This is a genomic window from Paracoccus sp. Z118 (assembly GCF_019061185.1).
Classification (GTDB): Bacteria; Pseudomonadota; Alphaproteobacteria; order Rhodobacterales; family Rhodobacteraceae; genus Paracoccus.
Genome location: NZ_JAHQZU010000030.1, coordinates 1 through 22,518, shown reverse-complemented (window position 1 = coordinate 22,518; position 22,518 = coordinate 1). Strand labels below are relative to the sequence as shown.

Annotated in this window: 27 protein-coding genes and 1 tRNA gene; 13 read left to right on the top strand and 15 right to left on the bottom strand. The window is 67.5% G+C overall.

The annotated features are described in order from the left end of the window. Nucleotides 1-135: 135 nt before the first annotated feature. From tnpB to KTN05_RS15325, 5 genes are all read right to left on the bottom strand, one after another. Nucleotides 136-489 (bottom strand): IS66 family insertion sequence element accessory protein TnpB, encoded by a 354-nt coding sequence (gene tnpB / locus KTN05_RS15345; protein ID WP_217330263.1) that lies wholly within the window; start codon nt 487-489, stop codon nt 136-138. Further along, nucleotides 486-881 carry a transposase gene (locus KTN05_RS15340; RefSeq protein WP_371823390.1) on the bottom strand — a complete coding sequence of 132 codons (396 nt, stop codon included), beginning with the start codon at nt 879-881 and terminating at the stop codon, nt 486-488. The genes tnpB and KTN05_RS15340 overlap by 4 nt, the downstream gene beginning before the upstream one ends. Further along, the gene (locus KTN05_RS18740; RefSeq protein WP_371823391.1) at nt 841-2,547 is read right to left on the bottom strand and encodes a DUF6538 domain-containing protein; all 1,707 of its coding nucleotides are present in this window, start codon (nt 2,545-2,547) and stop codon (nt 841-843) included. Before KTN05_RS18740 ends, KTN05_RS15340 begins: the two co-directional genes overlap by 41 nt. A gap of 100 nt (nt 2,548-2,647) precedes the next feature. Continuing rightward, nucleotides 2,648-2,723: transfer RNA gene (locus KTN05_RS15330), tRNA-Ala, on the bottom strand. Between the two features lie 159 nt (nt 2,724-2,882). Beyond that, the gene (locus KTN05_RS15325; RefSeq protein WP_217330260.1) at nt 2,883-3,197 is read right to left on the bottom strand and encodes an FYDLN acid domain-containing protein; all 315 of its coding nucleotides are present in this window, start codon (nt 3,195-3,197) and stop codon (nt 2,883-2,885) included. Between the two features lie 119 nt (nt 3,198-3,316). On the opposite strand from KTN05_RS15325, the gene KTN05_RS15320 reads away from it, so the two are divergent. Together KTN05_RS15320 and KTN05_RS15315 are read left to right on the top strand one after the other, a co-directional pair. Then, nucleotides 3,317-4,006, top strand: coding sequence for a M48 family metallopeptidase (locus tag KTN05_RS15320; protein ID WP_217330259.1), 690 nt, complete (start codon nt 3,317-3,319; stop codon nt 4,004-4,006). A gap of 36 nt (nt 4,007-4,042) precedes the next feature. Then, nucleotides 4,043-4,702 carry a GntR family transcriptional regulator gene (locus KTN05_RS15315; protein ID WP_217330258.1) on the top strand — a complete coding sequence of 220 codons (660 nt, stop codon included), beginning with the start codon at nt 4,043-4,045 and terminating at the stop codon, nt 4,700-4,702. A 201-nt stretch (nt 4,703-4,903) separates the two neighbouring features. Here the strand turns inward: KTN05_RS15315 and KTN05_RS15310 are convergent, their stop codons facing one another. The 6 genes from KTN05_RS15310 to KTN05_RS15285 all read right to left on the bottom strand — a co-directional run bounded on the left by KTN05_RS15310 (nt 4,904) and on the right by KTN05_RS15285 (nt 9,363). Next, on the bottom strand, nt 4,904-6,190 hold the full coding sequence (locus tag KTN05_RS15310) for a homoserine dehydrogenase (protein ID WP_217330257.1): 1,287 nt from the start codon (nt 6,188-6,190) through the stop codon (nt 4,904-4,906). A gap of 70 nt (nt 6,191-6,260) precedes the next feature. Then, on the bottom strand, nt 6,261-6,716 hold the full coding sequence (locus KTN05_RS18220) for an isoprenylcysteine carboxylmethyltransferase family protein (RefSeq protein WP_217330256.1): 456 nt from the start codon (nt 6,714-6,716) through the stop codon (nt 6,261-6,263). Nucleotides 6,717-6,728: 12 nt separating this feature from the next. Continuing rightward, on the bottom strand, nt 6,729-7,244 hold the full coding sequence (locus KTN05_RS15300; RefSeq protein WP_217330255.1) for a hypothetical protein: 516 nt from the start codon (nt 7,242-7,244) through the stop codon (nt 6,729-6,731). Next, a complete protein-coding gene (locus tag KTN05_RS15295) occupies nt 7,232-8,047 on the bottom strand; it encodes a glycosyl transferase (protein ID WP_217330254.1) in 816 nt (271 codons plus the stop codon). Before KTN05_RS15295 ends, KTN05_RS15300 begins: the two co-directional genes overlap by 13 nt. A 136-nt stretch (nt 8,048-8,183) precedes the next feature. Then, a complete protein-coding gene (gene tpiA / locus KTN05_RS15290) occupies nt 8,184-8,933 on the bottom strand; it encodes a triose-phosphate isomerase (protein WP_217330253.1) in 750 nt (249 codons plus the stop codon). 73 nt (nt 8,934-9,006) lie between these two features. After that, nucleotides 9,007-9,363, bottom strand: coding sequence for an iron-sulfur cluster assembly accessory protein (locus tag KTN05_RS15285; RefSeq protein ID WP_217330252.1), 357 nt, complete (start codon nt 9,361-9,363; stop codon nt 9,007-9,009). A 139-nt stretch (nt 9,364-9,502) separates the two neighbouring features. Here KTN05_RS15285 and dusA point away from each other — a divergent pair, with 139 nt between their 5' ends. Beyond that, a complete protein-coding gene (gene dusA, locus KTN05_RS15280; protein ID WP_217330251.1) occupies nt 9,503-10,486 on the top strand; it encodes a tRNA dihydrouridine(20/20a) synthase DusA in 984 nt (327 codons plus the stop codon). Here dusA and KTN05_RS15275 read toward each other — a convergent pair. After that, complete coding sequence (locus KTN05_RS15275; protein WP_217330250.1) at nt 10,483-11,199, bottom strand: intradiol ring-cleavage dioxygenase; 717 nt, start codon at nt 11,197-11,199, stop codon at nt 10,483-10,485. The two genes, dusA and KTN05_RS15275, sit on opposite strands and share 4 nt — an antisense overlap. Before the next feature lie 108 nt (nt 11,200-11,307). Continuing rightward, a complete protein-coding gene (mazG, locus tag KTN05_RS15270) occupies nt 11,308-12,105 on the bottom strand; it encodes a nucleoside triphosphate pyrophosphohydrolase (RefSeq protein ID WP_217330249.1) in 798 nt (265 codons plus the stop codon). Between the two features lie 321 nt (nt 12,106-12,426). Between mazG and yajC the strand changes: the two genes are divergently transcribed. The 9 genes from yajC to KTN05_RS15225 are packed head-to-tail and all read left to right on the top strand — an operon-like array spanning nt 12,427 to nt 18,586. After that, nucleotides 12,427-12,759, top strand: a complete 333-nt coding sequence (gene yajC / locus KTN05_RS15265) for a preprotein translocase subunit YajC (protein WP_217330248.1) — start codon at nt 12,427-12,429, stop codon at nt 12,757-12,759. 15 nt (nt 12,760-12,774) lie between these two features. Next, nucleotides 12,775-14,439, top strand: coding sequence for a protein translocase subunit SecD (secD, locus tag KTN05_RS15260; RefSeq protein WP_217330247.1), 1,665 nt, complete (start codon nt 12,775-12,777; stop codon nt 14,437-14,439). A 10-nt stretch (nt 14,440-14,449) separates the two neighbouring features. After that, a complete protein-coding gene (gene secF, locus KTN05_RS15255) occupies nt 14,450-15,445 on the top strand; it encodes a protein translocase subunit SecF (RefSeq protein WP_217330246.1) in 996 nt (331 codons plus the stop codon). After that, nucleotides 15,445-15,798, top strand: a complete 354-nt coding sequence (locus tag KTN05_RS15250) for an Mth938-like domain-containing protein (RefSeq protein ID WP_217330245.1) — start codon at nt 15,445-15,447, stop codon at nt 15,796-15,798. The genes secF and KTN05_RS15250 overlap by 1 nt, the downstream gene beginning before the upstream one ends. Nucleotides 15,799-15,801: 3 nt before the next feature. After that, complete coding sequence (gene ccmA / locus KTN05_RS15245; RefSeq protein WP_217330244.1) at nt 15,802-16,440, top strand: heme ABC exporter ATP-binding protein CcmA; 639 nt, start codon at nt 15,802-15,804, stop codon at nt 16,438-16,440. A 22-nt stretch (nt 16,441-16,462) separates the two neighbouring features. Continuing rightward, nucleotides 16,463-17,119 (top strand): heme exporter protein CcmB, encoded by a 657-nt coding sequence (gene ccmB / locus KTN05_RS15240; RefSeq protein ID WP_217330243.1) that lies wholly within the window; start codon nt 16,463-16,465, stop codon nt 17,117-17,119. A 42-nt stretch (nt 17,120-17,161) separates the two neighbouring features. Beyond that, complete coding sequence (locus KTN05_RS15235; RefSeq protein ID WP_217330242.1) at nt 17,162-17,887, top strand: heme ABC transporter permease; 726 nt, start codon at nt 17,162-17,164, stop codon at nt 17,885-17,887. Then, entirely contained in the window at nt 17,884-18,033 is a 150-nt protein-coding gene (ccmD, locus tag KTN05_RS15230) for a heme exporter protein CcmD (RefSeq protein ID WP_217330241.1), read from the top strand. The genes KTN05_RS15235 and ccmD overlap by 4 nt, the downstream gene beginning before the upstream one ends. Further along, nucleotides 18,026-18,586, top strand: a complete 561-nt coding sequence (locus tag KTN05_RS15225) for a DsbE family thiol:disulfide interchange protein (protein WP_371823389.1) — start codon at nt 18,026-18,028, stop codon at nt 18,584-18,586. The genes ccmD and KTN05_RS15225 overlap by 8 nt, the downstream gene beginning before the upstream one ends. An 86-nt stretch (nt 18,587-18,672) precedes the next feature. On the opposite strand, the gene KTN05_RS15220 is transcribed toward KTN05_RS15225, so the two are convergent. Continuing rightward, nucleotides 18,673-19,803 carry an OmpP1/FadL family transporter gene (locus tag KTN05_RS15220; RefSeq protein WP_217330240.1) on the bottom strand — a complete coding sequence of 377 codons (1,131 nt, stop codon included), beginning with the start codon at nt 19,801-19,803 and terminating at the stop codon, nt 18,673-18,675. 205 nt (nt 19,804-20,008) lie between these two features. Here KTN05_RS15220 and guaB point away from each other — a divergent pair, with 205 nt between their 5' ends. After that, complete coding sequence (guaB, locus tag KTN05_RS15215; protein ID WP_217330239.1) at nt 20,009-21,457, top strand: IMP dehydrogenase; 1,449 nt, start codon at nt 20,009-20,011, stop codon at nt 21,455-21,457. Nucleotides 21,458-21,767: 310 nt separating this feature from the next. Here the strand turns inward: guaB and KTN05_RS15210 are convergent, their stop codons facing one another. After that, complete coding sequence (locus KTN05_RS15210) at nt 21,768-22,193, bottom strand: hypothetical protein (protein ID WP_217330238.1); 426 nt, start codon at nt 22,191-22,193, stop codon at nt 21,768-21,770. Between the last annotated feature and the right edge of the window lie 325 nt (nt 22,194-22,518).

Genomic DNA, 22,518 nt, shown 5'->3' with positions numbered 1-22,518 from the left:
CGCTACGACAGATGCCCCATCGTCTTCCTGTCCGCCGTCGCTCTCGCCGCTACCGTCCTCTTCTGGCTCTGAAATCAATGAGTCTGGAGCCTAGTATAAAACCCCAGCAAAAACACGCAAAATCAGCTTTATGATTCATTCTGTCGCAGTCGGCGGGCGTGCCTCCAGCGATTTGACCTTACGCCAGTCAAGCCCGGCAAACAGCGCCGCGAACTGGGCATGGTTCAGCGCCATCACCCCGCCCTTGATCGCGGGCCAGGTGAAGGTCGCCTCCTCCAGCCGCTTATAGGCCATCACCAGGCCCGTGCCGTCCCAATACAATAGCTTCAGCCTGTCCGCCCGGCGCGAGCGGAAGACAAAAACCGTGCCAGTAAACGGATCCTTGCGCAGCACCGACGACACGATCGCGCTCAGACCATCATGGCCCTTCCTGAAGTCGATGGGCTGTGTCGAGACCAAAACCGGCACGCGGTTGGACGGGAAGATCATGGCGAGGGTCCGATCGCCCGCACGATCTCGGCAATTTTTGCGGCAGACGTGGCGCCATCCAGCCGGACCGTGACCTGGCCTACGGAAATCTCGACTGACCCAGGGGACGCCGTGGCGGACGTGACCGATTGACCTGAAAGAGCTGGCACAGCGGCAAGGGCGCCACCATCCGACAGCATGATCGGTGCAAAATAAAGGCCATCATCCTCGACCGCAGGCAAAACCAATCTGCCATCCCGCGCCCGACTGCGCCATTCCGACAGATGGTTCGCCCGAAGACCATACCGCGCCGCAACCGAATTCACCGTCGCGCCCGGCTTCAAGCTCTCGGCCACGATCCGCGCCTTGATCTCATCCGGCCAGCGCCGCTGCCCATTGGCTCGGATATCCACCCCGTAGTCCCGGAGAAACTCCACCGTAGTCGCCATCGCGAAACTCCAACCCGATCTGCGTCAGGCACGAAATCTCAGGTCTCGCGGGTATGCGGAAGGTGAGGTCCAGGATGCGCCTACGCAGACTGTGGAAGGAGGTCTTCTCGGTCTTGATGCCGATCTGTTCCATATAGGCCGAGAAGAACTTGGTGACGTTGTGGGAGTAGTAGCCCTTGGCTCCGACCTTCAGGTCAGGAAACAGGCGGTCTTCAGGGCGATGCCGCCTCCTGCGATCATTGACCAAGTCCATGAAGCCCAATGCCATCAGCTGATCGTGGATCGGCACCTTCCTGCGGCCAGCCCTGCTCTTCACCCTCTTGCCTTCGGTGTCGTCAATGACGTGCAGGTAGTCCACGCCATCCTCGTGCTTGATGTCCTTCAGCAGAAGCTGCCCGATCTCGTTCGATCTGGCACCTGACCACAGGCTGATCAGGGGAAGCCAGAACTTCCAGTGACCCGATATGACCATGTTGCCCGGCTGAGAGGCGAACCGTTCGGAACGGCAGGACCGCCAGACAGGGCTGCTGAAGAGGGTGGTCAGGTGGTTGACGGCAACCGGATGCCGCTTGTCCTGATCGCGGGTGGGGTCTTTCTGGCGCAGCCCCTCGACAGGGTTGCGGACCTCTTCCACGGTGTTTGCCACGGCCCATTTGAAGAACGAGCCAACACGGGCCATGGCCTTGTTGTAGTTCGGGATGGACATGGCCTCCATGCCCAGCGCTTCGGCCTTGGTCGCAGCATCTACGATTGACAGGCCACGAAGTTCCTTCACCTTCGAGACGTTCGGCGGCAGCTTCTTCAGTACCGCCTTGAAGCGAAGTCCATCGGCCTTGCCATACTCGTCAACAGGCTTGTCGCCTGTGATCTCGGTGAAGACGAACAGCCATTGGCGGTGGTCATCCTCGGCCTTCTTGGACCAGTCGTGGCGGGACTTCTCGGCAATCCACTCACTCACCTTCACGGACAGCAGGGGAGCCGTTGCGCTGGGCGCCGAGGGGCCTTGAGGTGTCGGGACGACCTCACCCTGCTGCCTACGTTGGATGGACTCTATGGCCTCAATGACGGCTTCCTGAAGGGCACGGATCAGGCGGGGACGTGATGGAGATGATGGCGACAGGCGCAAACCAATGCCGTCCCATGACAGCACCTCATCGACCTCTCCATCCCAGAAGACATCGCTCTTGCCCCGTGCGTACTGATGGCGGGTATCCTGCCTCCAGTCCTCGGCGGCCTGACCATGCTCGTCAAAGCTGGGGAGGGGGTCTTCCGACAGGGAACCGATGACCCGTCCGTCATCATCCAGATCCACGAAGCCGTCCAGCCTGATGTCCTCGTCCTCTTCCAGCAGGTGCTGGTAGTAGGCGTCCTTGGTTGCGGCGATCTGGGCGTATGTCAGGTCGTCTAGGACGGATGCCCGCTCTAGGGCGGTCCTGCGGCGATGCTCGGCAAAGCGTTCATCGACCTCCACGGCAGCGATGCGGACCAGACGCAGGGCTTCGTGGTAATCCTTGGTGCCCAAGGTGAAGGTTTCCGAGGTCTTCGGATAGCTGTCCTTGATGTCCACGGGGACGGCGGCACGGTGGTAGTACATGGCCCCACGGCGGGCCAAGCGGGTGTGTCCAGTCACGGCTTCCAGCCTCTTCACTGTAACACCTTCCCGTAACGATCCATGTAATTTCCCTAGCGATTGCAGGAACTTCCTGCGAAATCAAGCTACTGGGATGAATTGGTGGAGCCAAGGGGAGTCGAACCCCTGACCTCTTGAATGCCATTCAAGCGCTCTACCAACTGAGCTATGGCCCCACCGGAGGTCCGGGAGGCATCGTCTGCCGCCCGCGTGGGGGGTCGTATAGGCGGTGGCGCAGGGGGGTGCAAGCGGAAAAAAGAACCTCGCGCGAAACGCATCGCGGCCATGAAAAAAGGGGCCGCGAGGGCCCCTTTCCAAAGCCGCGATGACGGCGATCAGTCCTCGTCCGGCTCGGCGACGTCGGCGATCTCGTCCAGCGAGACGTTGGTGTCGTCGTCGTCGTCTTCCAGCAGGTCGTCGTCCAGATCGCCGGCGTCGCTGTCCAGATCCTCGTCGTCCAGCGCCGTATCCTCGGTCTCGGCGTTCGCCGTCTTCTCCGAGATCAGGGCCCGCGTACGGCCGCTCTGCAGCGCCTCGACGGTGTAGACGGCGCCGCAGGACGGGCAGGTCATCGGATCGTTCTGCAGATCATAGAAGCGGGTCGAGCACTGCGGGCACAGGCGTTTCGTGCCCCATTCTTCCTTGGGCATGGTCTTGTCTTTCTGCCGGGGTCAGGTAAATCCGATCTCCCCTGCCACAGGCTTGCAGATGTGTAAAGCCGAATGGATGCTGCGCGCGGGCGCGAGGGGACGATCGGCGGAAAGGGCGGATGGACGGGCGGATCATCACGGTCGATGGCGACATCGCGGTGGCGCTGCGGCGGAACGCGCGGGCGCGGCGGATGACGCTGCGCGTCTCGCGCGTGGATGGGGGCGTGGTGCTGACCCTGCCGCCGCGCGTGACGGATGCCGAGGGCGCGGCCTTCGCCGCCTCGCGCGCTGGCTGGCTGCGGCAGGCGCGGGCGGCGATGCCGGCGGGGCAGGTGGCGGCCTTCGGGGCCGCCCTGCCGGTCGAGGGCGTGCCGCTGGCCCTGACGCCAGCGCCGGTGCGTTCGGCCAGGGTCGAGGGCGGTGCGCTGCTTCTACCGCAGACCCGCGCCCCCGGCCCGGTGGCCGAGGCGTGGCTGAAGCATCTCGCCCGCGACCGGCTGGCGGCGAGTTGTGACCGCCATGCCGCGGCGCTCGGGCGCGGCTTTGCGGCGATCACTCTGCGCGACACCCGCTCGCGCTGGGGCAGCTGCACGTCGGACGGGCGGCTGATGTTTTCGTGGCGGCTGGCGATGGCCCCGCCCGAGGTGCTGGACTACGTCGCCGCGCATGAGGTCGCGCATCTGGCGCATATGGACCACTCGCCGCGCTTCTGGGGCACGGTGGAGCGGTTGCTGCCCGGATATGCCGCGCATCGGGCCTGGCTGCGGCGCCATGGCGGCGGGCTGATGGCGTGGCGGTTTCGGGCCTGACTTGACGCGCGGGCGGCGTGTGATCACAAGACGGTCATGTCAGCGGTCCGTCCTACGCCACAGCCTGCCGCGCATGAGCGGCTTTATCGCACGCTTCGCAGCCGGATCATGCTGGGCGAGCTGCCGCCCGGCCGTGCGCTGACGCTGCGGGGATTGGCGGCCGAGCATCGCGTCAGCATGACCCCCGCGCGAGAGGCCGTGCGGCGGCTGGCGGCGGAAGGGGCGCTGACGCTGTCCAGTTCCGGCCGCGTCGCCACGCCGGAGCTGTCGGTCGAGCGGATCGAGGAGCTTGCCGCCCTGCGCGCCCTGATCGAGCCGGAGCTGGCCGCCCGCGCCCTGCCGCGCGCCCATTTTGCGCTGATCGACCGGCTGGCTGCGATCAACGCCGCGCTGGGGGATGCGGCGCAGAACCACGACGCGGTGGGGTATATCCGGTCGAACCTCGAATTTCACCGGACGCTCTATCTGCGCGCGCAGGCGCCGGCGATGCTGGCGATCCTCGAAACCGTCTGGCTGCAGCTGGGGCCGACGATGCGCGCCGTCTATCAGCGGATGCGCCGGAACGAGCCGCCGCGCCATCACCGGCTGATCCTCGCCGCGCTGCGGGCGGGGGATGAGCCGGGGCTGCGGCTGGCCGTGCGGGCGGATGTGACGCAGGGGCTGCGGCACCTGATGCCGCAGGATCAGGGGCGATAAGCGCGGGTGTCCCTGACGGCTGAGTGGCCGTCACGTGCCGATCCTTGCCAGCGAGGAGTGTGGGCAGTCCCGCGAGCCGCACTCATCCGTCATTCCACCAGTCCGACCCGCTGTGCCACGCTGCCGCCAAGCCCGGCGATCCGCCAGCCGCCCGGCACTTGACCCGGCGGGCATGGCTGCGGACACGGGCCGCTTAGCGCGTCAGACTTCTTCGATCCGCAGCTCCACGGGCTCGCCGGTGATGACGCCGGTGCGGGGCAGGGCCTCGATGGCGTGGTCAATGGCGTCGGGCGTGGTCTTGTGGGTCACGATCAGCACCGGGGCGGTGTCCTCGGCGTGGCCGTATTGCCGCATCCGGTCGATCGAGATGCCCGCATCGCCCAGAACCGAGGCGATCTTGGCCAGCGCGCCCGGCTTGTCGGCCAGCGTCAGCCGCATGTAGTAGGCGGCCGGAACGGCGGTCCGGGCGGGGTGGGCCTTGCTCAGCGTTTCCGCCGGCTGGCCGAAGACCGGCAGGCGGACGCCGCGGGCGATCTCGATGACGTCGGACATCACGGCGCTGGCGGTCGGGCCTTCGCCCGCCCCAGCACCGCGCAGGACGATCTGGCCGACCGAGTCGCCCTCGATCACCACCATGTTGGTGCCGCCCTCAAGTTGGCCCAGCGGGCTGTCGGCGGGCACGAGGCAGGGCGACATGCGCTGCTCCAGCCCCCGCGCGGTCATCTGCGCGACGCCCAGCAGCTTGATGCGATAGCCCATGTCGGCGGCGCGGTTGATGTCGTCGATGCTGACCCGCTCGATCCCCTCGATCTCGACCGCGTCGAAGGCGGGCTGGGTGCCGAAGGCGATGGCGGACAGGATCGCAAGCTTGTGGCTGGCGTCGATCCCGCCCACGTCCAGCGTCGGGTCGGCCTCGAGATAGCCGAGCTGGCGGGCTTCCTCGAACACGGCCTCATAGGGCAGGCCGGCGGATTGCATCCGGGTCAGGATATAGTTGCAGGTGCCGTTCATCACGCCCATGACGCGGCTGATGCGGTTGCCGGCGAGGCTTTCGGTCAGCGTCTTGATGACCGGAATCCCGCCCGCCACCGCCGCCTCGAACCGCAGGCTGCGGCCCTGACGTTCGGCCCGCTCGGCCAGCGCCTGTCCGTGGATGGCCAGCAGCGCCTTGTTGGCCGTCACCACGTCCTTGCCGCTGTCCAGTGCGATCTCGATGGCTTCCCTGGCGATCCCCTCATCGCCGCCGATCAGCTCGACGAACACGTCCACGTCGTCCCGGCGAGCGAGGTCGCGGGCGCAGTCCTCCCACGCATAGTCCGACAGGTCCGCGTCGCGGTTCTTCTGCCGGTCGCGGGCGCAGATGGCGGTGATCTGCACCGGACGGCCGCTGCGGGCGGACAGCAGCTCGGCATGATTCTGGATGATCTTGACGACGCCGATCCCGACGGTGCCAAGACCGGCGATGCCGAGACGCAGGGGGGCTGACATGGAAGCCTCGTGTTTGGTTCCGGGCGGTGTTAGCCCGCCCGCGCGGGGGATTGCAACGACCGTGCGCCGCTCAGAGCCAGCGGCGAGTGGTTGCCGCCCATGCGGCATAGCCCGCCGGATCGCGCTCGCGCAGCCAGGCTTCTTCGCGGGCGATGAAGCGGCGGGTGATGACGGCCATGAAGCCGGGCACCAGCACGATCAGCGACAGCGGCGCCCAGATGAGGCACAGGCCCGCCAGCAGCACCGCATCCCCGAGATAGATCGGGTTGCGGCTGAGGGCGTAGATGCCGTGGGTGACGAGCCCGGTCGGCCGGCGCGTCGGATCGACGCTGGCCTTCGCCCGCAGCATCGTGAGCGCGGCCCACGCCATCAGCACGAGGCCCAGGATCACCAGCACCCAGCCGAGCAGCGTATCGCCGGGAAAGCCGTGCGGGAAGACGCGGCCGATCAGCCACGCCGCCGCGCCGAACAGGATGATCCAGAGTTGCGGATATTGCAGCGGCCCTCTGTGCGGTTCCCCGGTCACGATGTCCCTTCCTCAGTCGGTGGTGGTCCAGTCGGCCACCAGCAGATCGTCGATCAGCCGCGCCACCCGAAGGGCGGCGTCGAGGCTCAGCTCGCAGATCGTGCGAAGCTGGGCGGGATCGATCGTGCCCTCGAACGCCTGGCCCCGCGTGCTGGCGAAGACCGGTGCCCAGCCGCCAGCGGGGGCGGGCTGCCATGCGGCATGGCAGAGGATGTTGCGCCAGTCCTTCACGCTGTTCAGCTGCGCGATCAGCGCCGCTTCGGCCCGGTTGGCGCGGCGCAGCGCGGTATCGAACCGCTCGATCAGGTTGCCGAGCGAATCGACCGCGACATCCCGCATCCGCCGCAGCCAGGCGCGGAACTCGGGCTCAAGGATCTCGCCGGACAGGCGGTCACGCTCCAGCGCGAAGATCGCCCGCTTGAGCATGTCTTCCAGATGTCCGAAGGACGCGATGGTCCGCCCCAGCTCGGCCGCGAGATCGTCCGGCAGCGGGTGCCAGACGGCGGGTGAGCCGGTCAGTCGCGCCACAGTTCTTCGACCCAGGGGGTGGGTCGGATATAGTGGCGCAGGTGCCGGGGCAGGCTTTCGCGGCGGCTGCCGTCGAAGGCGGCGCGCAGATGCTCGGCGGGCGAGCGGACGGGGTCGTCCTCGCTCCACCTTCCGGCGATGGCGTCGGGCGGGTTCAGGCTGCCGGCGAAGATGACGATCTTCGCGCCCTTGGGGATGCGCGGGGTCTGCCAGTAGCGCATCGGCACGGGCGGCACGCAATGGGCGCGGAAATGGACCACCCAGCCCTTGGGCCAGAACTTCACCCCGCCCGGCGCGCGGCGGGTGACGAAGCGCTGCTCGAAGCGGTATTCGTCGGCGACACCCTGCGGATCGGCCCGGAAGATGTCCTGCAAGGGGGCGAGCTTGCCGACCTGCATCCGGTAGACCGAGGTCTGGCCCAGCTTCTCGAACGGCTTGACGCTTTGCGGGTTCGTGGCCAGCACCGTGTCGCCCGGATCGGCATAGGTGAAGAAATCGTCCAGATTGCCCGTGACGATCACGTCGAGATCGAGGAACAGCACCGTCCCCGTGATGTCCCCCAGATCGCCCCAGAGCCGCGACTTCGGCCATTTGCCGAGCGTGTTCTTCGGCGGCTCGTAATCGAACCGGGGCAGGGGGCGCACCACCACGTCCGGGTGCAGCCCGGCGCCGTCGTCGGTGAAGCAGATCAGCCGGAAGGGCGGGGTGATGTTGCGCGAGATCATCCCGCGCAGGCGGTTGACGTAATGGGGGCCGAACTTGGTGCCCCACTTGATGCAGATGATCTGCTTGACGGCGCTCATGGGTGGAGTGGTGACACGGAGGCAACGGCGCGGCAAGCGGTCACGTGGAGCCGGGGCTGCGCGCCCCGGACCCGCGGGATATTTCCGGACAGAAGATTGCCTGGCCCATTCGGTAGGAGGCGCGCTGCCGCTCGCGTCAGCCGACTGCGTCGAGCGCCGCCACGATGGGGCCGAAATCGGCGGCCTTGAGGCTCGCCCCGCCGACCAGCGCGCCATCGACATTGGCGATGGCGAAGATCTCGGCCGCGTTGCTTGGCTTGACGGAGCCGCCATAGAGCAGGCGGAACCCGGCGCCGTCGGCAAAGCGGGCGACCAGCGCGTTCCGCAGGGCGGCGTGGACCTCGGCAATCTGGTCCGTGGTCGGGGTGCGGCCGGTGCCGATCGCCCAGACCGGCTCGTAGGCGATGACGGTGTTGCCTGCCGTTGCGCCCTCGGGGACCGAGCCGGCAAGCTGGCGGGCGATCACGTCCAGGGTTTCGCCGCTGTCGCGCTGCGCTTCGGTCTCGCCGACGCAGACGATGGCGGTAAGGCCCGCCTTGTGGGCGGCGGCGGCCTTGGCCGAGACGGCCCCGTCATCCTCGGCGTGGTCGGTGCGGCGTTCGGAATGGCCGACGATGACATAGTCAGCCCCGACATCGGCAAGCTGCGCGGCCGACAGATCGCCCGTATGTGCGCCGCTTTCGGCCGCATGGCAGTCCTGCCCGCCGACCGCGATCCCGCCGCCCGCGATCCGGGCGACGGCGGGATGGATCAGCGTCGCCGGGGGGCAGATCAGGACCTCGCAGTCGCGGTCGCCCTCTTCCAGCAAGGCGTCCAACTCGGCCAGCGCGGCGAGGGTTCCGTTCATCTTCCAGTTGCCGGCGGCGAGCTTGCGAGGCTTGTTCATGCGTCCGTCCCTTCGATCATCTGACGCCAAGGGAGTAGGCGACGACCGAGGGCGGATCAAGGCCGCGGGCGATTCAGGGCCGGGGGATGGAGAAGTTGACCGACTCGCCGCAGCCGCAGGCGTCCGTGACGTTGGGGTTGCGGAACCGGAAGCCGCTGTCGAGCAGGCCGGATTCGTAGTCGATCTCGGTCCCGAACAGGAACATCTGCGCGGTCGGCGCGATCATCACCCGCGCCTCGCCCTGCTGCACGACCTCATCGCCGGGGGCGGGAGTGTCGGCCAGCTCCATCGTGTATTCCATCCCCGCGCAGCCGCCCTTCTTGAGGCCGATGCGCAGCCCCGCGTTTTCCTTGCCCGAGGTCAGCCGGGCGATCTGCGCCTCGGCGGCGGGGCTGATGGTGACGGGGGATTTGCCGGGGATCGAGAACATGGAGAGGGCCCTTTCGCGCTTGGGTTCCAAGATAGGGACGCCAAGGCGCGGGCTCAAGACGGGGTTGCGGGAGGGGGTGCTTCGTGACAGGGCAGGCCGCCGCATTGACAAGCTGCCGCGAGGAGCCCAACTGAACCCGATGTCCCGATTGCCCCCGTCCGTCATCGATGCCGCCCGCCTGGCCGTCGCCCCCATGATGGACTGGACCGACCGGAACTGCCGCCGCTTTCACCGGCTGCTCAGCCGGCGGGCGCTGCTTTATACCGAGATGGTGACGGCCGCCGCGATCGTCCATGGCGACCGCGCCCGACTGCTGAATCACGCTGCCGCCGAGGGACCGGTCGCCTTGCAGCTTGGCGGGTCCGATCCGGCCGAGCTGCGCGAGGCGGCGCGGATCGCCGCCGATTGGGGGTATGACGAGATCAACCTCAATGTCGGTTGTCCCAGCGACCGGGTGCAGTCGGGTTGCTTCGGCGCGGTGCTGATGAAGACGCCCGAGCTCGTGGCCGAGTGTCTGAGCCAGATGGCGGCGGTCAGTCCGGTGGAGGTCACCGTCAAGTGCCGGATCGGGGTGGACGATCAGGAGCCCGCCGAGATCCTGCCGCGCTTCCTCGCGCGGATGCAGGAGGCGGGGGTGCGGCGCATCACCGTCCATGCCCGCAAGGCGTGGCTTCAGGGGCTTTCCCCGCGCGAGAACCGGGAGGTTCCGCCGCTGGATTATCCGCTCGTCCACCAGATGAAGGCCGCATTTCCGGGGCTGCATCTGTCGATCAACGGCGGCATCGGCTCGCTGGAGGTGGTTCGCGAGCAGCTCGGGGTCATGGACGGGGTGATGGTCGGGCGGGCGGCCTATCACCAGCCGTGGGACATTCTCGGGCAGGCGGATGTGCTGTGGAACGAGGCGCCGCCGCTCGGCTCGCCGGTCGAGGCGGCGCAGGCGATGCGCGAGGTGATCGCGGGCCATCTGCGCGGCGGCGGGCGGATGCACCAGATCACGCGGCACATGCTGGGGCTGTTTCACGGCCGGCCGGGCGCGCGCCAGTGGAAGCGGATCCTGTCGGAAGCCGGATCGACCGGCGATCTTGCCACCTACGACGTGGCGCTGGCGGCGGTCGCGGACTAGGCGCTGCGGCTGACGGCGTCCGGGTCCACGCCGATGACGAGGCTCCCCCGGTAGCGGTCGCCTGCCGCCTCCATCGCGGCGAACGCGCCGGGGCCCGAGCGCCGGGCGATGCCGTCGCCTTCGTTGAACGTGTCGCGCTCGGTGCTCCGGCCGCTGTAGGGCGGGAGCTGCTCGTAGATGGCCTGCGAGAGGTTGTCGGGAAAGAAGATCTGGCCGGTCAGCACGTTGGTGTCGTCCAGATAGACCTTGTGATGGATATGCGTCGTGCGGCCGCGATACCAGCCGGGATAGATCGTCCTGAAGGTGACGATCCCGCGCGCGTCGGCCATCTGCGCGCCGCGCAGGAAGGTCTGCCCCGAGGTGTCCTCGCTGCCCTGCCGGGCGTAGCCGGAATAATTGCCGAGCGCGTCGCAATGCCAGATGTCCACGCGCGCGCCGGGGATGGGACGGCAGGCGGCGTCCACGATCTGGATCGCCATCTCCAGCGGCAGGCCCGGCTTGCCTTCGGTCACGTCGGCGCGGACCATCTGAGGCTCAACGTAGAACGGCCCTTCCGTCACCTCGACCCCGAGCAGGCAGACATTGGTCGAGATCAGGCCGGCAGATGCCGCCGCATTCTGCTGCGCGGGGGTGGCGCGGGCGCCCAGCATCGCCGCAGGCGCGGCCGCGAACGCGGCCAGCAGCGCGCGCCGGGTGGTATCGGGATGAGCCATGAGGTGCCTCCGCTGCCTGCCCGCCTCGGCGGGCGTCTGCTTCAGCACGACAGCCGGCGAGGCGGCAGTCAAGCTGGATCGGCCGCGTCGCGCAGTTGTGGCCGGCTGTCAGTCCCTCTCGGCCGCCTTCGCCGCATCCCACAGGCGGTCCATCTCCTCCAGCGTGCTGTCCTCGGGGCGGCGGCCTTCCGCGGCCAGCGCGGCTTCGATCGACTGGAAGCGGCGGGTGAACTTGGCGTTGGCGGCGCGCAGCGCTTCCTCGGGGCCGATGTCCAGATGGCGGGCGAGATTCGCCATGACGAACAGCAGGTCGCCCATTTCCTCGGCCAGATGGGCGCGGTCGCCGGAATCGCGGGCAGCAACCAGTTCGGCGGTCTCCTCGCGCAGCTTGTCCAATACCTGATCGGTTGCCGGCCAGTCGAAGCCGACCCGCGCCGCGCGGTTCTGCAGCTTCACCGCCCGCGTCAGCGCCGGCAGGCCGAGCGCCACACCGTCCAGCACCCCGGCTTTCGCCTTGGCGGCGCGTTCCTGCGCCTTGATCGCCTCCCAGTCGCGGACCTGCTGCTCGGCCGACTTGTCGCGGGATTCGTCGCCGAACACATGCGGATGGCGGCTGACCAGCTTGTCGGAAATCGCCCGCGCCACGTCGGCAAAGCCGAACATTCCCGCCTCATCCGCCATCTGCGCGTGAAAGACGACCTGCAGCAGCAGGTCGCCCAACTCGCCCGGCAGCTCGTCCCAGGCCTGCCGCTGGATCGCATCGGCGACCTCGTGCGCCTCCTCGATGGTGTAGGGGGCGATGGAGGCGAAATCCTGCTCGATGTCCCAAGGGCACCCGGTCTGCGGGTCGCGCAGCGCGGCCATGATGTCGATCAGGCGCTGGGTCTGGGTGGTGGCGTCGGACATGGGAACCCCCTGATGGATGAACGGGCGGCATGGAATGGCGGCACGAAACACATCCGGCGCGACAGAGTCCACCATGCCCGTGCCGGACCGTCGCCTGTGTTTCCGGCGGACCTGACCACCGCCAGCGGGCGCGGCGATCACGGCGGATCAAACTTCAGCTCGCCGCCGCGCGAGGCCGCCTGAGAGGCCCCGGCTTTTCTGGACATCGCCCGGACCCGTCGCTAGGTTGCGCGCCAATCCGCCGGGGCGGCCCTGTGCGGCCCCGCATTCCGCCCGCACGCATCGCACACGCATCGCACCGGCCCAGACGAAGGAAAGCCCATGTTCGTGACCCCCGCCTACGCCCAGGCCGCCGCTCCCGCCGGTGGCGGCGCCGCCTTCGCGCAGTTCATCCCGCTTCTGCTGGTGTTCGCGATCATGTATTTCCTGATCCTGCGCCCCCAGCAGAAGAAGATGCGCACCCATCGCGACATGGTCGCGGCGCTGAAGAAGGGCGATCAGGTGGTCACGCAGGGCGGTCTGATCGGCAAGGTCACGTCGGTGCGCGACGAGGACGTCGAGGTCGAGATCGCATCCGGCGTCAAGGTCCGCGTCGTGCGCGGCATGATCTCGCAGGTGCTGACCGTCACCTCGCCTGCCGCCGCCAATAACTGAGGACGCACCCGCCCGATGCTCGACATCCCTCTCTGGAAGCGCGTCCTGATCCTCGGGCTCGTGGCGCTGGGTCTGCTCTTCGCCATGCCCAACCTGTTCTATGAACGGGTCGAGACGCATAACGACGCCGTCACCGCCGCCGAGCGGGCGGGGTTCGAGACGCCCGAGATGGCGGCCGACCGCGCGGTGTGGCCGGACTGGCTGCCGTCCAATCTCGTGAACCTGGGGCTGGACCTGCGCGGCGGCGCCCATCTTCTGGGCGAGGTGAAGGTCGAGGAAGTCTATCGCACGCGGATGAACGCGCTCTGGCCCGACCTGCGCGACGCGCTGGCGGCCGAGCGCGACGTCATCGGCGCCGTCCGCCGCGTGCCCGGCCCGCAGGACGAGCTTCACGTCGAGATCGGCAACCCCGACCAGATGACCCGCGCCGTCCAGATCGCGCGGGGGCTGGCGACGCCGGTCGTCACCCTTTCCGGCGCGGGCTCGAATGATCTGGAGGTCGGCGCCAGCGGCAGCACGCTGACGGTCCGCCTGTCCGCCGCCGAGAAGGCCGCGACCGACGACCGCACCCTTCAGCAATCTCTGGAGATCGTGCGCCGCCGGGTGGACGAGGTCGGCACGCGCGAGCCGACGATCCAGCGGCAGGGCGCCGACCGCATCCTGATCCAGGTGCCCGGCATCGGCTCGGCCGAGGAACTGAAGGCGCTGATCGGCACCACCGCCAAACTGACCTTCAACCCGGTGATCGGGCGCGGCGTCGATCCCGATGTGCGGCCCGGCATCGGCAACGTGGTCCTGCCCTCGCAGGACGAGCCGGGCGTCTATTACACGCTGGCCGAAACGGCGGTCGTGACGGGCGAGGAACTGGTGGACGCGCGCCCCAGCTTCGACCAGAACGGCCAGCCCTCGGTCGATTTCCGCTTCAATCCTGCCGGGGCGCGGCGCTTCGGCGCCTATACCTCGGCCAATGTCGGCCAGCCCTTCGCGATCGTGCTGGATGACGAGGTGATCTCGGCCCCGGTGATCCGGCAGCCGATCACCACCGGCTCGGGCCAGATCTCGGGCGCCATGTCGGTGGACGACTCCTCCCGACTCGCCGTGCTGCTGCGCGCGGGCGCTCTGCCGGCCGAGATGGTGTTCCTTGAGGAACGGACCATCGGCCCGGAACTCGGGCAGGACAGCATCGAGGCGGGGCAGCTTGCCGCCACCGTCGCCACGGTTCTGGTCGTCGCCTACATGATCGCCAGCTACGGTCTGTTCGGCACCTTCGCCTCGATTGCGGTGATCGTGAACGTGATCCTGGTGCTGGCGATCATGTCGATGATCGGCGCGACACTGACGCTGCCCGGCATCGCCGGCATCGTGCTGACGGTCGGGACGGCGGTGGACGCCAACGTCATCATCTACGAGCGTATCCGCGAGGAACTGCGCGCGGGCAGGCGCACCGTCGCCGCCATCGACCACGGTTTCAAGGAGGCGATGAGCGCGATCATCGACGCCAACGTCACGACCTTCATCGCGGCGCTGGTGATGTTCTTCCTCGGCTCGGGGCCGGTGAAGGGTTTCGCCGTGACGCTGACCATCGGGATTCTCACCTCGGTCTTCAGCGCGATCTATCTGACGCGCCTGATGATCGTGATCTGGCTGCGCATGCGCAGGCCCCAGGAACTGGTACTGTAAGGGAACGACCATGGCATTCCGTCTGAAACTCGTCCCCGACGTCACCCATATCAACTTCTTCCGCTGGCGTTCGCTGACTACCGGCAGCTCGGTCGTGCTGATGATCGCCTCGGTCATCCTGCTGCTGACGATGGGGCTCAACTTCGGCATCGACTTCCGGGGCGGCACCACGATCCGCGCCGAAAGCAGCAACGCCTTCGACGTGGGCGACTACCGCGCCGCGCTGGAGCCGGTGGTCGAGGGCGACCTGTCCATCACCGAAGTGTTCGACCCCACCTTCGGACCCGACCGGCACGTCGCGCAGGTCCGCATCGGCCTGACCGACGAGGCCGGCTCGATCACGCCCGAGCAGCTCAACGAATATCAGGCCGCGCTGCAGGAGATCGATCCCGCCGTCACCTTCGCGGCCGTCGAATCTGTCGGGCCGAAGGTCTCGGGCGAGCTTATCATGACCGCGATCTATGCGGTCACGGCGGCGACCATCGGCATCCTGCTGTATATCTGGCTGCGCTTCGAATGGCAGTTCGCCGTCGGCGGCGTGATCGCGCTGGTCCACGACGTGCTGCTGACGCTGGGCATATTCTCGCTGTTCCAGCTCAGGTTCGACCTGACCACCATCGCCGCGCTGCTGACGATTCTCGGCTATTCGATCAACGACACCGTTGTGGTGTTCGACCGGCTGCGCGAGAACCTGATGAAGTTCAAGACGATGCCGCTGATCGACGTCATGAACCTGACGGTGAACGAGACGCTGTCGCGCACCGTGATGACAGGAGTCACGACGATCCTCGCGCTGGCGCCGCTGCTGGTGCTGGGCGGCGACGTGATCCGCAACTTCGTCTTCGCGATGTTGTGGGGGGTGATCGTCGGGGTCTATTCGACCGTCTATCTCGCCAAGAACGTGGTGCTGATGCTGGGCGTCAAGCGCGACTGGTCCAAGCCTGAGAAGGCCGCGCCCGGTGAAAAGGACGATCTCGCCGGAACGCCGTTCCAGGACGCGCCCTGATGCCGATGCAGGCCACCGATTACGGCGGGGCGGTGCCGGTGGACGGCTACGGCCCCGGCTTCTTCCGCATCGGGGGAGAGGTCCATCATGGCCCGGTGATCGCGACCGGCACCGGCGCGCTGCCGTGGGGCGGGCTGGCCGATGCCGACACGCTGCTGAGCCTGTCGGGCCGGATCGACCTGCTGTTCGTGGGCATGGGCGAGGAGATCGCCCGCCTGCCCGCCGACCTCGCCGCGCGACTGGCCGAGGCGGGGGTGATGGTCGAGACGATGTCCAGCCCCGCTGCCGCCCGCAGTTTCAACGTGACGCTGGCCGAAGGTCGGCGCGTCGCCTGCGCGCTGCTGCCGGTCTGAGGCGTGACCGCGCTGCTGTCCGTCACCGATCTGGCGGTCGCGCGCGGAGGCCGCCGCGCCGTGGAGGGCGTCAGCTTCGAGCTGCATCCGGCGCAGGCGCTGATCCTGCGCGGTCCGAACGGAATCGGCAAGACGACGCTGCTGCGCTGCGTGGCCGGCTTGCAGCCGCCGGTGGAAGGGCGGATCGACGCCGCCCCCGATACGGTCGCCTATGCCGCCCATGCGGACGGGCTGAAGGGCGCGCTGACCGTGGCCGAGAACCTGCGCTTCTGGTCCAGCACCTTCGCGGGGCCGGGCATCGACGCGGCGCTTGAGACGATGAACCTGCGCGATCTGGCCGACCGTCCGGCGGCGCTGCTGTCGGCGGGGCAGAAGCGGCGGCTGGGCCTGGCCCGGCTGCTGGTGACGGGGCGGCCGCTCTGGGTGCTGGACGAGCCGACCGTGTCGCTGGACGCGGCCTCGGTCGCGCTGTTCGCCGAGGCGGTGCGGGCGCATCTGGGGGCAGGGGGCGCGGCGCTGATGGCGACGCATATCGATCTCGGCCTGCCGGAAGCCTCGATCCTCGACCTGACCCCGTTCCGCGCCGATCCCACCCGCGCGACGCGCGGCGCCCCGGCGGGTTTCGACGAGGCCTTCGCATGAGCCTTCGACACGGGGCGCATCGATGAAGGCGCTGCTGATCCGCGACCTGCAACTGGCGACCCGCGCGGGCGGCGGCTTCGGGCTTGGCCTCGCCTTCTTCCTGATCGTCTGCACGCTGGTTCCCTTCGGCGTCGGCCCGCAGGGCGGCACGCTGGCGCGGATCGCGCCCGGCATCCTCTGGGTGGGCGCGCTGCTCGCATGCCTGCTGTCGCTCGACCGCATCTTCGCGCTGGACTGGGAGGATGGGAGCCTCGACCTGCTCGCGACCGCCCCTGTCCCGCTGGAAGGGGCGGTGCTGGTCAAGGCCGCCGCGCACTGGATCACCACCGGCCTGCCGCTGGTGCTGGCCGCGCCGCTGTTCGGGCTGCTGCTGCACCTGCCGGACGCGGCGCAGCCGTGGCTGGTGCTGTCGCTGGCGATCGGCACGCCCGCGCTGTCGATGCTGGGGGCGTTCGGGGCGGCGCTGACGGTCGGGCTGCGCCGGGGCGGGTTGCTGCTGTCGCTGCTGGTCCTGCCGCTCTACGTGCCGACGCTGATCTTCGGGGCCGAGGCGGTGCGACTGGGTGCCGCAGGCGGCGATCCGGCGACTCCGCTGGTCTTTCTGGCCGCGATCACCCTTGCTGTGCTGGCCGCGATCCCCTTTGCCGCCAGCGCCGCGCTGCGGGTCAATCTGCGGTGAGCGGGCTTCACGCCGCCCCTGCCTGCCGGTAAAGGAAGACGCATGTCGCTGTGGGAATATGCCAACCCGGTCAAGTTCATGCGCCTGTCCGGCGCGGTGCTGCCGTGGGTTTCGGTCGCCGCCGCGGTGACGCTGGTCGTCGGTCTGATCTGGGGCTTTTCCACGCCCGAGGATTACAAGCAGGGCTCGACCGTCAAGATCATGTTCCTGCACGTCCCGGCGGCGATGATGGCGATCAACATCTGGGTGATGATGCTCGTCGCCTCGCTGATCTGGATCATCCGCCGCCATCATGTGAGCGCGCTGGCCGCCAAGGCCGCCGCTCCGGTCGGCGCGGTGATGACGGTGATCGCGCTGGTCACCGGCGCGATCTGGGGCCAGCCGATGTGGGGGACGTGGTGGGAGTGGGACCCGCGCCTGACCAGCTTCCTGATCCTGTTCCTGTTCTATCTCGGCTATATCGCCCTGTGGTCGGCGGTCGAGAACCCCGACAACGCCGCCGACCTGACGGGCGTTCTGTGCCTCGTCGGGTCGGTCTTCGCGCTGCTGTCGCGCTATGCCGTCAACTTCTGGAACCAGGGGCTGCATCAGGGCGCCACCATCAGCGTCGCGCCGGGGGATCGGATCAGCTCGGCCTACAGCTATCCGCTGTATATGTGCATGCTGGCTTTCTTCCTGCTGTTTCTCGCCCTGCTGCTGGTGCGGACCCGGACCGAGATCCGCCGCCGCCGCACCGCCGCCCTGATCGCCCGAGAGGTCCGCCCATGATCGAGCTTGGAAAATACGCCGGCGCGGTGTTGTCGGCATGGGGTATCTCGCTGGGTCTGCTGGCTGGCCTGACCGCGCAGACGCTGCTGGCCGCCAGCAGCGCCCGCAAGCGGCTGGAGCAGGTGGAGGAGCGTCGCCGTGGCTAAATTCTCTCCCCTCATGGCGATCCCGCCGCTGCTGTTCGCCGGGCTTGCGGGGCTGTTCCTGTGGGGCATGTCGCGCGAGGATCCGAACGCGCTGCCCTCGACCATGATCGGCCGCCCCGCGCCGCCAGTGCCGCAGACGACGCTGGCGGGGGTGGATCAACTGACCGACGCCGACCTGCGCCAGCCGGGCGTGAAGCTGGTAAACTTCTGGGCCAGCTGGTGCCCGCCCTGCCGGGTCGAGCATCCCACCCTGACGGCCATCTCGGCCGAAGGCATCGCGGTCATGGGCATCGACCTCAAGGACCCGTCGCCCGCGGCGCAGCGGTTCCTGAACGAATACGGCAACCCCTATGCCAAGCTTGCCACCGACCCGCAGGGCCGCACGGCGATCGACTGGGGCGTGACCGCCCCGCCCGAAACCTTCATCGTGGACGGGCAGGGCAACATCCTCTACCGCCATGCCGGCCCGCTGGTGGACGCCGATTACGTCCACCGCTTCCGGCCGGAACTGGACAAGGCGCTGGAGCAGGAGCCGATTGCGGCGGGAAGCTGATTCCGCCGCTTCGGCGTGCGACAATCTCGGACCCGGCATGAAAAAGGCCCCGCTGATGGCGGGGCCTTGGTCTTGCGGCAGAACGGTCAGAAGCTGTAGCCGACCTTGATCCCGACGCCGATGGCATCGTTGTCGTCGGTCCTGCCGACATAACGCTTGTTGCCGCTTTCGCCGACGCCGAGGTCTGCATCGCCCAGCTTGACGTAGCTGACGCCCGTGGTGATCTTGAGGCTGTCCATTGTGTAGATCGCGGCGAGCGAGACGCCTTTGCGACCATCGGTCGGGGCCAGTGGGGAGATCGGGCCGTCTTCGCTCGCTTCATAGTGGAAGGAGACTGCGCCCGACCAGTTCTCGGTGAATTTACGGCCGACGCCGATGGTGTAGGTGGTCGTGTCCTCAAGCTCGACCAGCGGGATTTGCCCGGTCGGGGTTGCGATGGGGAACAGAAGGTTGTCCACCTTGAACTCCGACCACTTCACCCAGCGGATCGAGCCGAAGAGTAGCGTGTCTGGCGCGATGCCGGTCTGGCCTTCCAGCGTCCAGCTGCGCGGGGTCTTTACCTTGTAGTCGTCGACGAACGTGATTGGCAGCGGACCGCCGCTTTCCGTCATCTCGAAGTCATGCTCGACGGGCGAGTTGTAGGTCAGCGACACGCGGGCTGCGATCTCGGGGACCTCATAAGCTGCGCCGAGGACATAACCGAAACCCCACTCCTTGGCGAGTTCGAGATCATAGCCTGCGGTGGTGGCATAGCCTAACCCATCCAGACTGACGCCGCCATCGGCCTGCGAGGCACGAATCCCGCCGTGGACGGAGAAGTTGTTCTCGAACTTGTAGCGCAACAGCCCCGTATAGGTGGTGGAGTTCACTTCCACCCGCGTGCCGCCAAGGACAGGAGAGCCGCCTTCCGTTGCGAGCGGATAGAGCAGGTCCGCGCCGAAGGGCTGTTCGATGATGATCGCGGCGGACAGATTGTCGTTGAACTGGTGCTTGTAGCCAAGATTGAAGAAGCCGTAGCCCTGCGCCACGTCGCCGGTCGCGAATCCGGCTACGTCCCTGCCGCGCACCGTCGGATTGACGCCTCCGAAACCAAGCTCGACATAATTCCCCTGCTCGAACAGGATCCCGAGCGACTGCGGCGCGCGCTCGATCCCCCCGGCCAGCAGCGGCGCGCTGCTCAGCAGCAGGGCCGCGGTGGCGCCGATCGTGTATTTCATGCCTTCCCCTCCCTCGGCCCTCATCGGCCGTTTGCTCCAGCCTTAAGCGGGCGGGGATATGACGCAAACATGACGCTGCGTTGTGCGCCGCGCATGCGCCGCTCGCGTGGCAGGGCTGCAACGGTTGCGGGCGATCCGCGCTGGACAATTCGGCCCGCCCGTGAAAGGGGAAACTGCCAAACGAACCTCTGACAGGATTGATCCCATGCAGATTCGCGAGGCGCTGACCTTCGACGATGTCCTTCTGGTTCCCGCAGCATCCAGCGTGCTGCCATCGACCGCCGACGTGACCACCCGGCTCACCTCGCGCATCGCGCTGAACATCCCGCTCATCAGCTCGGCGATGGACACCGTGACCGAAAGCCAGATGGCGATCGCGCTGGCGCAGGCCGGCGGCATCGGCGTCATCCATCGCAACCTGAGCGCGGGCGAGCAGGCCGACGAGGTGCGCCGCGTGAAGCGGTTCGAATCCGGCATCGTCTACAACCCGGTCACGCTGCGCCCCGACCAGACCCTCGCCGACGCCAAGCACCTGCAGGAGCAGTATCACGTCACCGGCTTCCCGGTCGTGGACGATCAGGGCCGGGTCCTGGGGATCGTCACCAATCGCGACATGCGTTTCGCCAGCGACGACGCGACGCCGGTGCGGGTGATGATGACATCGGAAAACCTCGCCATCCTGCACGAACCCGCCGACCGCGCCGAGGCGCTGAGCCTGATGAAGGCCCGCCGGATCGAGAAGCTGCTGGTGACGGACGACCGCGGCCATCTGACCGGCCTGCTGACCCTGAAGGACAGCGAGAAGACGGTGCTGAACCCGCTTGCCTGCAAGGACGAGCAGGGCCGCCTGCGGGTCGCGGCGGCCTCGACCGTGGGCGACGAGGGTTTCGAGCGCAGCATGGCGCTGATCGAGGCCGGGGTGGACCTGGTCGTGATCGACACCGCACACGGTCATTCCGAGGGCGTGGCGCAGGCCGTCAGCCGGCTCAAGCAGGCGAGCCCCGGCGCGCAGATCTGCGCGGGCAACGTCGCCACCACCGAAGCGGCGCGGGCGCTGGTCGATGCGGGCGCGGATGCGATCAAGGTCGGGATCGGGCCGGGCTCGATCTGCACCACCCGGATCGTCGCGGGCGTGGGCGTGCCGCAGCTGACCGCGATCATGGACGCGGTGGCGGGCGCCGGCGACGTGCCGGTGATCGCCGATGGCGGCATCAAGTTCTCGGGCGACTTCGCCAAGGCGATCGCGGCGGGCGCGTCCTGCGCGATGGTCGGCAGCGCCATCGCCGGGACGGACGAGAGCCCCGGCGAGGTGATCCTGTATCAGGGCCGTTCGTTCAAGTCCTACCGCGGGATGGGATCGCTCGGCGCCATGGCGCGCGGCTCGGCCGACCGCTATTTCCAGAAGGACGCCGCCTCGGACAAGCTGGTCCCGGAGGGGATCGAGGGGCAGGTGCCCTACAAGGGCTCGGTGGCGGCAGTGCTGCACCAGATGGTCGGCGGCCTGCGCGCCGCCATGGGCTACACCGGCAACGCCACCATCGAGGAAATGCGCGGCGGCTGCCAGTTCGTCCGGATCACGGGGGCGGGGCTGAAGGAGAGCCACGTGCACGACGTTCAGATCACGCGAGAGTCGCCGAACTATAGGCTTGGATAATCAACATCTTAGGCATTTTCGGCGCTGATGCTGGCCTGCTGGATCGGGCACAGTAAATCAACGACTTACACCAGCATCAGCGCGCTCAACTGATGCAAACTGATGCTGAAACGATAGGGTTGCCGATTTACTGATGCAGCCTTGATCGCATCAAGTGCGATCTCCGGTCATGGCGGCGCCCGCGCGCGGGCCGCGGCGAGTTGTGGTGTCGTGTGGCAGATCACGCCCGGAATGTAAAACGCCCTGCCGGGGGGCAGGGCGTTTGTTCAGATCATGGCTAAGTAGGTGATCGCCCTGCGGGCGCCGCCGGTCATTCGGCAGCTTCGGATACCTCTGCCGTGATCTGGTTCTCGTATATGGCCTTCAACTCGGCCAACTTCTTACGATCCCGCTCTTCCTTGGCACGAGCAGCCTCGTCTTTCTTAGCCTGCTTATCGGCCTCCGCTTTCATGCGGGCATCCTCAACGATCGGCGCAACCGCGGCGGGACGCAGCGGGTGGCGCTCGATCTTGCGGGCGAGTGCGGCGCCCCCAGCGATCTCAATGCCCGCGAAGAAGTCGATCAGAGTCTTCTCGTCCTGATCCGGCAGCCACAGGAGGACGGCCTGTCCGATGGCCTGATCGATCTGCTGGGCCGAGACGAAGTCTTTGCCTGCTTCGGACTTGAGCTTCGAGACAAAGGTCTCGAACGCCGTAATCTTCGCCGGCTTCTGGGCGTTGTGGTTGTCAGTGCTCATGGGTGAACCTCCAGGTTTCTGAGCGTGAGAGCAGGTGTTTCCTGCCTGACCAGGAGGTTGGAACTTTGATTTTCGGCCCCTAACGGAAAACGAACAAATCTGAAACTTTTCTTATAATCACCTGATTCTGAGCGAAACAATTTCACTTTGTTCTGTCTGACCGCTGCCTCGCACCCGAGTCAGTGCTACGCCCTGCTGATTGCAGCCCTCATCTGCTCGGCCATCCCTGCCGGTCATGCCCCTTGGCGTGGTGTAGGAGCGCCGGCCCTCGGAGAGGTCCGAGCTTGATCAGATTGCTACAGCGGGCAGCCTGATGCCGGGATTG